At 71.3% G+C, this 12,948-nt stretch carries 10 protein-coding genes and 2 pseudogenes; 3 read left to right on the top strand and 9 right to left on the bottom strand.

Going from position 1 to position 12,948, the window contains the following annotated elements:
* Window positions 1–209 precede the first annotated feature (209 nt).
* A complete protein-coding gene (locus ACIRPK_RS11530) occupies window positions 210–1,667 on the bottom strand; it encodes a S8 family peptidase (protein WP_403036344.1) in 1,458 nt (485 codons plus the stop codon).
* Window positions 1,668–1,872: 205 nt separating this feature from the next.
* Entirely contained in the window at window positions 1,873–4,788 is a 2,916-nt protein-coding gene (locus tag ACIRPK_RS11525; RefSeq protein WP_403036341.1) for a glycoside hydrolase family 48 protein, read from the bottom strand.
* A 211-nt stretch (window positions 4,789–4,999) separates the two neighbouring features.
* Here ACIRPK_RS11525 and ACIRPK_RS11520 point away from each other — a divergent pair.
* Window positions 5,000–5,392: pseudogene (locus tag ACIRPK_RS11520) on the top strand (cellulose binding domain-containing protein); the annotation flags it as partial.
* 17 nt (window positions 5,393–5,409) lie between these two features.
* Here the strand turns inward: ACIRPK_RS11520 and ACIRPK_RS11515 are convergent.
* Window positions 5,410–5,607 carry a hypothetical protein gene (locus ACIRPK_RS11515; RefSeq protein WP_403036374.1) on the bottom strand — a complete coding sequence of 66 codons (198 nt, stop codon included), beginning with the start codon at window positions 5,605–5,607 and terminating at the stop codon, window positions 5,410–5,412.
* Here ACIRPK_RS11515 and ACIRPK_RS11510 point away from each other — a divergent pair.
* The gene (locus ACIRPK_RS11510) at window positions 5,543–6,520 is read left to right on the top strand and encodes a glycoside hydrolase family 5 protein (RefSeq protein WP_403036371.1); all 978 of its coding nucleotides are present in this window, start codon (window positions 5,543–5,545) and stop codon (window positions 6,518–6,520) included. The genes ACIRPK_RS11515 and ACIRPK_RS11510 overlap by 65 nt on opposite strands.
* A gap of 142 nt (window positions 6,521–6,662) precedes the next feature.
* Here the strand turns inward: ACIRPK_RS11510 and ACIRPK_RS11505 are convergent, their stop codons facing one another.
* The 5 genes and pseudogenes from ACIRPK_RS11505 to ACIRPK_RS11485 form a co-directional block, all read right to left on the bottom strand.
* Entirely contained in the window at window positions 6,663–8,003 is a 1,341-nt protein-coding gene (locus ACIRPK_RS11505) for a glutamine synthetase (RefSeq protein ID WP_403036338.1), read from the bottom strand.
* 115 nt (window positions 8,004–8,118) lie between these two features.
* Complete coding sequence (locus ACIRPK_RS11500) at window positions 8,119–8,961, bottom strand: alpha/beta fold hydrolase (RefSeq protein WP_403036336.1); 843 nt, start codon at window positions 8,959–8,961, stop codon at window positions 8,119–8,121.
* Between the two features lie 49 nt (window positions 8,962–9,010).
* Entirely contained in the window at window positions 9,011–9,679 is a 669-nt protein-coding gene (locus ACIRPK_RS11495) for a DUF4097 family beta strand repeat-containing protein (protein ID WP_403036333.1), read from the bottom strand.
* A gap of 244 nt (window positions 9,680–9,923) precedes the next feature.
* A pseudogene (locus tag ACIRPK_RS11490) lies at window positions 9,924–10,121 on the bottom strand (IS5/IS1182 family transposase); the annotation flags it as partial.
* 247 nt (window positions 10,122–10,368) lie between these two features.
* On the bottom strand, window positions 10,369–10,944 hold the full coding sequence (locus ACIRPK_RS11485; RefSeq protein WP_403036330.1) for a TetR/AcrR family transcriptional regulator: 576 nt from the start codon (window positions 10,942–10,944) through the stop codon (window positions 10,369–10,371).
* 290 nt (window positions 10,945–11,234) lie between these two features.
* On the opposite strand from ACIRPK_RS11485, the gene ACIRPK_RS11480 reads away from it, so the two are divergent.
* A complete protein-coding gene (locus tag ACIRPK_RS11480; protein ID WP_403036327.1) occupies window positions 11,235–11,996 on the top strand; it encodes an SDR family NAD(P)-dependent oxidoreductase in 762 nt (253 codons plus the stop codon).
* 231 nt (window positions 11,997–12,227) lie between these two features.
* On the opposite strand, the gene ACIRPK_RS11475 is transcribed toward ACIRPK_RS11480, so the two are convergent.
* Window positions 12,228–12,695 (bottom strand): hypothetical protein, encoded by a 468-nt coding sequence (locus ACIRPK_RS11475; RefSeq protein ID WP_403036324.1) that lies wholly within the window; start codon window positions 12,693–12,695, stop codon window positions 12,228–12,230.
* Window positions 12,696–12,948 lie beyond the last annotated feature (253 nt).

Here is a 12,948-nt window from a genome sequence, read left to right as displayed (position 1 = left end):
CTCCCGGCCCTGGGCGCGGCCGCTGCGCAGTCCTTCACCCTGTGGGAGATCCGGGTCGACCACACCATCCTTCCCGTGGTCGAACTCGCCTCCCCCCCCCCCCCCCCCCCCCCCCCCCCCCCCCCCCCCCCCCCCCGCCCCCGCCCCCCCGCCCCCCCCCCCGGGGGCCCCCCCCCCCCCCCCCCCCCCCCCCGCTCGGTACGGCTCGGCTACCAGCGCCACCACTGCACGGCGGTGGCCGCGTTCACGATGCCCGCGCCGTAGAAGCCGTTCTGCCCGGTGCCGCCCTGGCAGACCGCCGCCCAGGCGCCGTCACCGCTCGGGTCGAAGACCGTCGGGCAGGCGTGCTCGGTGGCCTGGCCGGTCAGCATCCGCCGGAGCTGGTCGGGACCGGCCCACGGGTGGCTGGAGGCGAGCAGCGCGGCGACGCCCGCCGCGTGCGGGGAGGCCATCGAGGTGCCCTGCATGTAGGCGTACCGGTTGCCCCGGATCGTGGACAGCACCCGGCCGTTGCGCGCCGGGGTGTCGGGGATCTGGTAGCGGGAGTCGCCGCCGGGGGCGGCCACCGTGATCTTGCCCTGGCCGTAGCTGGAGAAGAAGGACTTGTCGCCGTTCACGCCGACCGAGGCCACGTTCACCACGCCGGGGAGCTCGGTCGGCAGGCTCAGGCAGCCGGTGTCCACCGGCCGGGGCACCGGCACCGTGTCGTCCGGGCTGCTGTCGTCGGTGGTCTTGTGGGCCAGGTCGATGTTCTCGTTGCCCGCCGCCGCGACACTCAGCACGCCGTTGCGCTCGGCGAAGGCGGTGGCCCGGCGGACCGCCGTCAGGATGGCCGCCTGGTCCGGGTCACTGGCGCAGTTGAACAGCCAGGGGTCCACGTAGTAGCTGTTGTTAGTGACCTGGAAGTGGTGCTCGCCGGCCCAGACGAAGCCGCAGACCGCGTACTCCGGGTAGATGTAGCCGCCGTCGTCCACCACCTTCACCGCCGCCAGCCGGACGTTCGGGGCCACCCCGAGCACGCCCTTGCCGTTCTTGGCCGCCGCGATGGTGCCCGCGACATGGGTGCCGTGGTCGCTGCTGGTGGGCTGCCAGGCCTGGAAGTCGGTGTTCGGCCTGCCGTTGTCGATGCAGGACACCGACTGCGAGGCGTCCACGTTGGCGGCCAGGTCCTCGTGGGTGGCGTCGATGCCGGAGTCCAGCACCCCGACCGTCACCCGGCGACTGCCCAGGCTGGTCCGGTGCGCCTCGGGGACACCGATGGTGCCCAGCGCCCACTGGTCGGCCTGCATCGGCTCGTCGGCACCGGCGACCAGCAACCCGGCCGGCGGGGTGGCGAGTTCGACGGTGTCGTCGCCGATGCCCGCGGTGACGGCCTTGGTCCGGCTGGCACCGACCGAGTCGACCTGGTGGGACGCGCGCAGCTGGGCCGCGAAGGCGGTCGAGTCCGAGCGGGCGATGATCACGCCGATCTGCTCGTAGGACTGCACCACCGTGCCGCCGGCCCGGGCGATCGCGCGCTCGGCCAGCTTGACCTGACCGTGGTTGGCCTTGGTGTTCACCAGGTAGTTGAGCAGTGGCCCGGTCTCCGCCGAGGTGGCTGTCGCCGCGACGGCGGTGCCGGCCGGCAGCGTCAGCGTGCCCGCGGCCAGCAGGGCCAGCCCGGCCATCCCGCGTCCGAACCGGCCTGTCCGAGGAACTCTCATAGGGGTTGGCCCTCCCGAGTCTCCGCCCGCACCCACGGATGGCAGGTGCATGAACTGCCCGGGACGCTAGTGACCCCGGGCCGCCCTCCGCAAGAGGTGCGCACCGCCTCCTCCTCCTGGGCACACGATCTTCCGACCGTGCGCCCAGCAGGAGTTGACGGCCGGTCAGCTAGCCGAAGAGCTCACCGTAGGTGGCCATCGCGGTGGCCACGTCCGCCTGGGCCCAGAACCGGTGGTAGGTGAAGACCGGGGCGGGCCCGCCGTCCAGGTACGCCTGGACCTTGGCGAAGGCGGGGTCGTTCCGGTAGAAGGACCGCATCGAGAGGAAGGTCGAGGCGGAGTTGACCGGGTCGCCGTTCGGCATCGTCCCGGTCCAGCCGGCGGGCACCGAGACGCTGTCCTTGAACCGGCTGTAGTCCGTCCGGGTCTCCGGCACCGCGATGCCCAGGGCGTCCTGGTGGTTGCCCCACATCCCGTCCAGCAGCTTCTGCGCCCCGGTCCGCGCGGCCGCGTTGCCGGACTTCGCCGCGTAGTACGAGAGCAGCTTGGCGTACGAGCCGGCCACCCCGACGTCCTGGGTCCAGTCGACCACGCTCACGTGCAGGCCCGCGTTGGCGCCGGGTGCGGTGGCGTTCCAGCTGTCCGGCTTGCCGCTCCAGGCCAGCGTGGACGGGATCCGGTACGTGCCGTCGGCGTTGAAGCTCGTCTTGCCCAGCGCCCAGGTCACCCACTTGTCCAGCACGGCCTTGGCCTTCGCGTCACCGCTCGCGTAGTAGTACTCGGCGACCCGCTCCAGGCCCCAGACCTGGAAGCCGAACCACTGGTTGCTCGGCGGGTCGTGGTAGACCGGCGCCTCGTCGTAGTACATCCCGTAGAAGGTCGGCGTCCCGGCCGGCGGGGTCGCGTAGCTGCCCTCCCAGCTGTTGGTCGCCCCGCCCGCGATGGCCCCCTCGCTGGACTGGAGCCACTGCACGAACTCCATCTGCCGGGTCAGGCTGGTGGCCCAGTCCGCCTTGCCGGTGGCCGACTTGGGCGCCAGCGCCGGGTCGTTCACCAGGGCGTACGCCGCCATCGGGTTCTGGTAGCCGCCGTGCGCGGCACTGTCGCCGATCCGCCAGGCCCACCCGGCGCTGCTGTCGGTCGCGCCGCCCCAGGCGTAGTACCAGGAGAGCAGGTAGTGCGCGGAGCTCTTGCCGGTGCCGGCCGGGCAGGCGGTCGGGCCGACGCAGTTGCCGACCTGCTTGAAGTACTTGTCGAAGAACGAGTACCGCAGGTAGTCGCCCATCTTGCCCGCCTTGGCGACGGTGGCGGACACCTGGCCGCCGTTGCCCTGCGCCTTGGCCCAGGTGTCCGCCCAGTAGGCGGCCTGCACCGCCCGGGCGTCGGCGTCCGGCGCGTCGGTGAACTTCCACTGCTTGGCGTACGAGGCGTCCTTGACGAACAGGTCCAGGAAGCCGTTCTTCCCGCCGTAGGCGAACCTGTCGCAGGTCGGCTGCGGGACGGTCTCCCAGACCGACTCCTGCGCACCGCGCTGGTAGGTGTTGATGTACGACGGACCGGTGTCGGCCGGCCCGGCCTCGCACTTGCCGGGCGAGTTGCCGAAGCCGTAGACGTTGTCGACGTCCTGCAACCAGTGCATGCCGTAGATGTCGCTGGTGCCGTACGCACCGGACAACTCGGCCGCGATCGGGTCCTGCCCGGCGGTCACCGAACTGTCGAGCTGTGCCGGGTAGTTGCCCGGCAGCGGGAGCTCGGGGGCGTAGGTGGCGGGCTTGCCCGCGTTGTAGAAGCCGTTGGTCGGCTGGTCCGCGTGGGTGGGGATCATGTACGTCTCCATCAGCGTCCACGCCGCGTTGAACTTGGACCAGTCCTTGCTGATCCGGCCGTACTGGGCCTCCAGCCAGAGCAGGTAGCTGTACGCCTCCGAGGTGGTCTCGTGCCCCTGGTCCGGCGCCTCGACCAGCAGGGTCTCCACCGAGTGGTAGGGGATGCCCTCCGGCGAGAAGTAGCCGTTCGCCGGGTCCTTCAGCTTGCTGTAGAGCTGCAGGAAGCGGTCGTTGTAGACGCCCGTACCGGCGGCCAGTTCGGTCACCGTGACGGCGGCCGCGGTGTGGCCGGTGGCCGAGGCGGTGAAGGTCGCCGAGCCGGTGCCGGTGGCGTCGGCGGTGAGCGTGACGGTCTGGGCGGTGGCCCAGTTGGCGGGCGTGAAGGTCAGACTGGCGCCACCGCTGACGGTCAGTCCGGTGTTGCCCGAGCTGCGGGCGGTGCTGACGGTGACGTCGGCGGTGGGCTGGGCGGAGAGCTTCACCGTGAAGGTGCCGGTCTTGCCCTGGGTGACCGAGAGGCTGACCGGCGTCGCGGTGACGGCCGGGCCGGCCGCCACCGTGATGCCCGCCGGGACGGACTCGCCGGTCGCACCGGTGCTGTCGTACGCCTTGGCGTAGACCGAGTGGCTGCCGGCGGCGGCACCGGCCCAGCTGAAGGCGTACGGCGCGGTGGTGTCGGTGGCCAGCAGGGTGGCGTTGTCGTAGAACTCCACCTTGCTGACGGCCGCCCCGTCGCTCGCGGACGCGGTGGCGGCCAGCGGGACGGCCGCCCCGGCGGCGTAACTCGCCCCGGGCGCCGGGCTGGTGAGGGTGGCGACCGGAGGCTGGTGGGCGCCGGTGCAGGTGGTGCCGTTGACCGCGAAGGCGGTGGGGGCGGCGTTGCTGCCCGAGTAGGCGAAGTTGGCGCCGGGGGTGGCGTTGCCGCCGGGGGCGATGGTGGCGTTCCAGGACAGGTTGTTGACGGTGACGTTCTTGCCGCTCTGGGTCCACACCCCGCTCCAGCCGCTGCCGGAGAGGGTCTGGTTGCCGGTGTAGGCGTAGGTGAGGGTCCAGCCGTTGAGGGCGGCCGTCCCGACGTTGTTGATCTTCACGTTGGCAGTGAAGCCACTGCCCCAGTCGTTCACGGAGTAGTCGACGGCGCACTGGACCACGGCCGCCGAGGCCGGGGTGCCGACGAACGTGGTGAGTCCGGCGGCCAGCAACGTGAGGGCCGCGCCGAGCGCGGGCAGGCGGGAACTGCGGGAGGTGGGGGGTGACATCTGACGGCTCCTGCGGGTGGGTGGACGGTTCGCGGGGCGCGAGGCATGGCACTCGCAAATGTGGGAGCGCTCCCAAATATCGGGAGCGACTGAGCGACTGTCAAGAGATTGTGCAGTCAGGGCAGTTGGCAACTCTGAGGCCGCTGGCTATCTTTCTGGTCGGGCCTGTGGGAGCGCGCCCATTTCTGCCGTCACCAGCTAGGAGCGGGACATGTCCCTGCGCCACACCGCGCTCGCCTTCGGGGCCGCGCTGGCGGCTTCGGCCGCCCTGGTCGGGCCGATCGCCGGCTCGTCCTCGGCCGCCACCGTCGCCTGTACCGTCGACTACTCCGTGAACGACTGGGGCAGTGGCTTCACTGCCAACGTGAAGATCAACAACGTCGGGACGGCCGCCCTCAACGGCTGGACCCTCACCTACGCCTACACCGGCAACCAGACCCTCTCCGGCAGCGGCTGGAGCGGGGTGTGGACCCAGAGCGGCAAGAACGTCACCGTCAACAACCTGTCCTGGAACGCCACCATCGCCCCCGGCGGCAACGCCACCCCCGGCGCCAACTTCGCCTACAGCGGGGTGAATTCGGCACCGACGTCGTTCTCGGTCAACGGGGTGGCGTGCAACGGTCAGCCGTCACCGTCCCCCTCGCCGTCGCCGTCGCCGTCGCCGTCGCCGTCGCCTTCGCCCTCGCCGTCGCCGTCGCCGACGCCGTCCACCCCTCCCGGGGCCGCACCCGACCTCAGGGTCTCCGGCAACTCCCTGGTCAACGCCGCTGGTTCGCCGGTCGTGCTGCACGGGGTCAACCGCTCGGGCACCGAGTACATGTGCGTCCAGGGGTACGGGATCTTCGACGGGCCGGTGGACGCCGCCGCGATCGCCGCGATCAAGAGCTGGAAGGTGAACGCCGTCCGGGTCCCGCTCAACGAGGACTGCTGGCTCGGCCAGCCGAACGTCGACCCGGCCTACGGCGGCGCCAACTACCGCGCCGCCATCAAGGGTTGGGTCGACTCACTGCGTACCGCCGGGCTGACCCCGATCGTCGAGCTGCACTGGAGCCGGGGCCTGTACACCGGCAACTCGTCCGGCTGCTCCGACGCCAACGCCACCTGCCAGAAGCCGATGCCGGGTGCGAACGCCGTCCCGTTCTGGAGCTCGGTCGCCGAGACCTTCAAGGGCACCGGCTCGGTGGTCTTCGACCTGTTCAACGAGCCGTACGCGGACCGGTCCGAGTCCTCGCCCGCCCAAGGCTGGCTGTGCTGGCGGGACGGCGGCAGCGCCTGTCCCGGCATCGGGTACCAGGTCAGCGGCATGCAGACGCTGGTCAACGCCGTCCGGGCCACCGGTGCCGGCAACGTCATCCTGCTCGGCGGCCTGGCCTACTCCAACGACCTCGGCCAGTGGCTCGCCCACAAGCCCACCGACCCGACCGGCAACCTGGGCGCGGCCTGGCACGTGTACAACTTCAACACCTGCTCCACCGCGGCCTGCTGGAACTCCACCCTGGCCCCGGTCGCGGCCCAGGTCCCGCTGGTCGCCGGTGAGATCGGCGAGAACACCTGCGGCCACGCCTTCATCGACCAGGTGATGTCCTGGCTCGACGGCAGGAAGCTCTCCTACCTCGGCTGGACCTGGAACACCTGGAACTGCAACTCAGGCCCCGCCCTGATCACCGGCTACGACGGTACCCCGACCGCCTTCGGCGCCGGCTTCCGCGACCACCTCCTCGGCCTCGGCTGACCCAAGGTCGGACCGCCCTGACGTCGGGTCAGGGGTGAGGTCCCGGGCGGGGCGGCCGGTCGGACTCGGTGAGCAGGCTCGCGAAGGCGGGGGCGTCGAGGTCGGCGAGGGTGACGCTGTGGCAGTGCTGGTCGATCACCGGTCAGTACCTGCCGACCGTCGCCGCGACGATCTGCTCGGGGGCGCTCCCGGCGAAGAGTTCGATCTCCGCCTGCCGGACCGCCAGGACGGCGGCGTGCAGCGAGGCGCCGAGCGCCTCGCGGAGCAGGACGGAGGACTCGAACGCCGCCGCCGCCTCGGCCGGGCTCGCGGGGAGTCGTTCGACCGTGCCGAGGGCGGCCGGGTCGCCGTTCACCTCGTCCGGGAGGGGTCTGCCGCTGTCCAGGCCGTCCAGCCCGGCGGCCAGGACGCCGCCGATCATCAGGTAGGGGTTGGCGGTGGCGTCGAAGCACTTGAGTTCGGCGTTGGCCTGCCCGGCGGTGGAGCCCTTGATCAGCCGGAGCGCGGCCTCCCGGTTCTCCAGGCCCCAGCAGCGGAACGGGCCGGACCAGCGGCCGGGTTGCAGCCGCAGGTGACTGGCGACGCTCGGTGCGCCGAGCGCCAGCAGCGCGGGCAGGTGCTCCAGCGTGCCGGCCAGGAACTGTTCCGCCTCCGGGTGCAGGCCGTGCGGGCCGGGGCCGCCGTGGCCGAGGTTGTGACCGTCCCGCCAGAGGCTGAGGTGCAGGTGGCCGCCGTTGCCGACCCCGCCGGGGGTGAGCGCGGGCGCGAAGGTGGACCGCAGGCCGTGCCGGGCCGAGACGGCGCGGACGGTGTGCCGGACCAGCACGGTGGTGTCGGCCGCGCCGACCGGGTCCTCCGGGGCCACCGAGACCTCGAACTGGCCCGGTGCGTACTCGGGGTGGAGCTGGAGCACCGTCAGCTGCTGGTCCGTCATCGCGCGGAGCACGTCCCGCAGGTAGTCGGAGAGGTCGGCGAACCGGTGCAGCCCGTAGGCCGGCGCGGTGGTGGCGGGGGCACCGGTGGCGTCGGTGACCACCCACTCGACCTCGATCCCGGCCTGCACGGTGAGGCCGCGCCGCGCCGCTGCCGCCACCGTCCGCCGGGCGAACCGCCGTTGGCAGCCGGGGTGCGGCGTTCCGTCCTGCGCGTACCGGTCCGCCGGGGCCCAGGCCCAGCCGGGCTGGGCGGCCAGCGGCACCAGTCGGTCGAGGTCGGGGATCAGCCGGAGGTCCCCGACCGGGCCCTGGCTGAACGGGCTGCTGGTGATCGAGTCGTCCAGCAGGAACACGTCGAAGCTCGGTGCCGCTCCCAGGCCCCACTCCGCCGCGTGCTCCAACTGCCTTACGGGGAAGGTCTTCACCCGGCTGATGCCGGAGTTGTCGACCCAGCTGGTCGCCACCCCGTCGACACCTTCGCCGGTCAGCCGGGCGGTGACCAGCCGGGCCTGGGCAGCCCGCTCGGCGCGGGACGGGGCGCTGTTCATGCTGTCCATGCTCACCCGCCGCCGCGCTCGGGGGTGCACACCATCACTCGGCCGGCGGTACTCGGCCACCCGTGCGGGTGGCTTCCGGCGGGCGGGCGGCGCCGGGCGACACCGCTCAACCGGCTTGGAGTTCACGGGCGGTGGCGCGCTCACGGGCGGTGGCGCGCTCGTGGACGGTGTCGAGTTCGCGGACGGTGTCGGCGACGGCGCGGAAGTCCCGGCGGAGGATCTTGGAGTGGTTGCTCGGGACCTTGCTGCTGAGCCGGATGTTCGGGTTGCGGGCGAGCACCGGGTCGAGGTTGGCGCGGATCTGCTCCATCAGCTCCGGGTCGCCACCGAGGTTGCCGCCGGTGGCGAGCACGTACCGGGTCGGGACGGTCAGCTGGTCGAAGACCGGGTCGAGGACGGCGGGCGCACAGAGCTCGTTGATCTCGATGTTGATCTCGGCGTGCTGCGCCGCACTCATCCGCGCGGCCAGCCCGAGCGGGCGGGCTACCGGGAAGATCGGGCTCAACCGGCGGAACAGCTTGCGGATCTGGGCCCGCGCCGCGTCGTCGAGCCACTCGTGCGGCAGCGCACCGTCCACCGACACGACCCCGTGGACACGCTCCGGGTTCCGGGCGGCCCAGTGCACGGCGAGCATGGCGCCGTAGGACCAGCCCACCAGGATCGGCCGCTGCACGCCCCTGGCGGTCAGGACGGCGTCCAGGTCGCGCAGGCACGCCTCGAAAGAGTAGTCGCCGGCGCGCCGAGACCTGCCCCGGGCGCGCTCGTCGTAGGTGATGTGCCGGAAGTCGCCGCCGAGTTCGGCGATGACGCGGCGCCAGTGCGACTGGTCGGCGTAGGAGCCGTTCAGGTAGACCACCGGACGGCCGGGGCCGCCGGTGTCGGTGACGGCCAGTGCGGTGTCCTCGATCGACACCATGCCGGTCCAGGCGGACTGCTGATTGCTGGTCATGGTCGGGTCTTCTTCCAGGAGTGGGGGTGCGGTCGGGGCCGGGCGGGGATCAGAGGCTGCGGGCGGTGATGTCGCCGTGGTCGGTGGTGGCCCGGATGGTGAGGGCGGCCGTGCCGTCGGCGTTGCGCAGCGCGTTGTGGATCCGGCCGTGGCCGGTGCCGGCGTCCAGGGCCGCCGAGACGTGCGGCGCGGCGCCGACCGTGATGTCGCCGGACCGGGTGGTCAGCACGACCGTGCCGCCCGCCGCCTCGGCGATCCGGATGGAGCCCTGCTGGGTGCTGATCTCCGCCGGGCCACCCAGCCGGCCGATCGAGACGTCGCCGGCCAGCACGGTGAGCCGGGCACCGGCGGTCTCGTCGAGGTCCACCGGGCCCTGCGCGCCCTCGAAGGTGACCTCGCCGAGCCGCCCGACGCTCCGGAACCCGGCGGCGGCCGTCGTCGCCACCACCCGGGAGCCGGAGGGGAGTTGGACGGTCACCTCGACGGCCCCGGAGTTGCCGAGAATCCGGTGGCCCGCCGGTGCGGCCCCGATCCGCAGGACGCCGTCGCCGTACTCGACGGTGACCTGCTCGGCCGCCTTCACGTCGCGGCCCTTCGAGGCGTCCGCCGGACGGACCTCGACCGTGCTGTCGAGGCGGTCGGCGGCGATCAGCCGGACGCGTCCTGCGGGGACGTCGAGGGCGAGGGCGATCGGGGCGGGGGTGTCGAACTTCTGCATCGTGCTGTCCTCTGGCTCGTTGTTTCTGATGAGAGAAACGCTACGTTGCCTTCAGAGGTTTGGCAACAGAGTCGTTGCACAGAAATTCTATTTACACAGGCAGAGGCTATAGTTTTGTTGCAATGGATCCGAATCTAACGCAACGTCAGCGAGATACCCTCGTTGCAATGAATAGGGAGTGAATGCCACGTCGGCGCCCTACACCCCGGCGGGCGCTCACCTGCTCCAGTGCGGGCTCGCCGCGATGGCGGTCAGCTCGTCCGGCGTGAGCGCGTTCGCATCCGCAGCCGAAGACCAGGACCTGTACCAGCCGGTCGAAGACGAGGACGTCGCCGATCCTCGGGTTGTGGCGGCCCAGCGGGTGCCGGTCAGCGCGCACGGGAAGAAGCGCGGGGACCTGGTCGCGGATCGGGTCGAGAATGCATGAGGGGACAGCAGGCACGGATCCCCCGGTGATCATGAAGCGTCGAGAACTCCATGATCGGGTGAACCGCGCCCGCCCTGCTGCCAGCACCTACTGGCGGACGCTCGTGACTGCGGAAGACTGCCGACCCCTCCACGGCGACCGGACTGGAGGGGCGCACGCCCGACAGGCCGGAGTCGGCCAAGGCCCCCTCGTCCGGAAACCGCCCACCTCACCAGGGATCTGCAGCGGGCGCCTGAGGATGCCGTCCCACTCCTCCCCCTGGTCAACGCCGGTCGGTGCTCAGGCCGTCCAGGGTGAGGTCCAGGAGGCGTTCGGCCTGCTCTCGCTGTTCCGGCTTTCCCGAGGTGAGGGCGATGCCGGTGAGGACTGCGAACATGTCGGTGGCGCCGATGTCGGAGCGGATGGTGCCGGCTTCGACTCCGGCGGCCAGAAGCGAGGCCAGGGCGGCCATCATCATCTCGTGGCTCTGGGCGTAGGGGTTGACGCCGGATTCGACGAGGGCGCGCAGGGCGTCGGCCATGCCGAGCTTGGCGGTCGCGTAGTCGATGAAGCGGCCCGTCCAGGCGCGCAGGGCCTCACGCGGGGCGAGCACGGCCAGCAGGTCGGGGGCCGCGTCGCACAGCCGGATCAGCTCGTTGCGGTAGGCGGCCTCGATGAGGACCTCCCGGGTGGGGAAGTTGCGGTAGAGCGTGCCGGAGCCGACGCCGGCCTCCTTGGCGATGCGCTCCAGGTGCGCTTCCAGTCCGTCCTCGGCGAAGACGCGCACCGCGGCCGAGAGGATCTTGTCCCGGTTGCGCTGCGCGTCGGCCCGCAGCGGGCGCCCTGTCTCCCTGGCCATCCACGGTCTCCTGTCGTCCCGAGCTTGCCAACCGGCGACGCCTCCACTTACAGTGAGGGAAATGGAGGCGCCTCCACTTCCACTCTAGGCCATGCAGGCCCGCATCCGCCGCACACGAGCGCATGCATTCCTCCGTTCCGCCTTCCCGACGTGGCGCGGCCACGGCCGCCAGCCCCGGGAGCACCGGCCAGGCCACCAGCCCCAGCCCCGCCACGCCCCGGGCATTCACCTTCGTACGACTCCCGCTGCGAACGCAGCACATGGCAATCCACTCATCCAAAGGAGAAGAGTTGAGTCTCTCGCTCGTAGAAAAGGTCGCCGTCGTCACGGGCGGCGCGTCCGGGGTCGGCCTGGGCATCGCGCAGGAGTTCGTCGCCAACGGCGCCCGCGTGGTCATCACCGATCTGCACCAGGAGGCGCTCGACGAGGCGGTCGCGGCGATCGGGCCGAACTGCTCGGGCATCGTGGCCGACGTCACCAAGCTCGCCGACATGGAGGCCGCCTACCGACAGGTGAAGGAGCGTCACGGGCGACTCGACGCGGTCGTGGCCAACGCCGGGATCGGCGCGCACGCCCCGCTCGGCGCGATCACCGAGGAGCAGTTCGACCGGACCTTCAACGTCAATGCCAAGGGCGTCCTCTTCACCGTTCAGCCCGCGCTCGCGCTGCTGCCGCCCGGCGGCACGGTCGTCATCATCGGTTCCACGGCGTCCATCCAGCCGCCGCGCGGGATGAGCCTGTACGGCGGCTCGAAGGCTGCGGTACGCAACTTCATCCGGGCCTGGATCCAGGACACCAAGGGATCAGGCATCCGAATGAACATCCTCAGCCCCGGCGCGGTCGACACCGGCTCCCTGCGCAGCGCACTGGCGATGGCCCAGGGAGGCGACCAAGTCGACGCCGCCGTCAAGACCATGGGAGAGGGCAACCCGACCGGACGGATCGCCGACCCGCGCGAGATGGGGAAGGCCGCGGTCTTCCTCTCGAGCGACGCCTCCAGCTTCATCACCGGCGTCGAACTCTTCGCGGACGGCGGCATGGCACAGGTGTGAACCACCCCGCCCAGCGGTCCGGCCACCCGGCTGGACCGCCCCCGCATCGGCGGACCGTCGCCGCCTCGTGGTCGCGGCCGATTGCGGTCTGCAGGTACGGGCCGTGGCGCTGGGGCAAAGGGGAACCAGACTGGCGCAGCCAGCGTGACGGCCCGGCAGTAGGCTGACGGGCCGTCACGAGGCTTCAAGGTCGCATCCTCGTCGGTGTTCGCTGTCGAGGCGGGCCCTGGGTCAGCAGGCGTAGGCGGGAGGGCTCTGCCAAGTACCGTGCCAGGAGCCGCCCTTCCAGTAGCCAATGCCCACGAGGTACCTGTCGCAGTCACTGACGCCGAAGCTGCCGAGGGCCCAGTTGCCGCTGTAAGAGAGCTGCCTGCTCACCCCAGTGAACGTGGCACTGCCCGGCCCGTTGTAGTGCCAGAGCGACACATAGACGCTGTCGGGATAGACGTTGATGGTTTGCGCGTCCCACCAGATCTGGTGGGGGTGATTCTGCCCGCCGAACGTGGCGCTGGGTGCCACGCACACGTTGATCTGCCCGTTGACGCCGATGCCGCCGGAGTTCGGGACGATGACAGTGTCCCGGCAGCTGTCACCGAATGGACCGCTCCAGGTAGCGTTGGCGGTCCCCGGCAGGGCGAATGCCGCCGCGAGCGCGACGGTCGCCACCAACACGGACTTGCCTATGCGTTTCGCCTTCATCCTGCTATCCCCCGTGATTTCGCAGCCGTGTGGCCAGCAGCGTGGGCGCACGTTATTCAGAGTGCAAGGCGGTCGTCAGTCCGAGCCCGCCGCAGTGCCGTCAAGACTCGTGCCGGAGCTCCCAGGCAGCGCTGGACTGCGCTTGCCGGCTCTACCTCGGCGCCCCCGTGCCTTTGACCAGACACCAGACACCACAGGGGCTCCGGAGTCAACCCCCGAAGGACTTCCGGAGCCGACCACTGAGACCGACCGG

The sequence above is a fragment of the Kitasatospora sp. NPDC101801 genome (assembly GCF_044766665.1).
In the GTDB taxonomy this organism is placed as follows: Bacteria; Actinomycetota; Actinomycetes; order Streptomycetales; family Streptomycetaceae; genus Kitasatospora.
The sequence above is the reverse complement of the archived record's forward strand: the minus strand, read 5'-3'. Positions and strand labels throughout refer to the sequence as shown.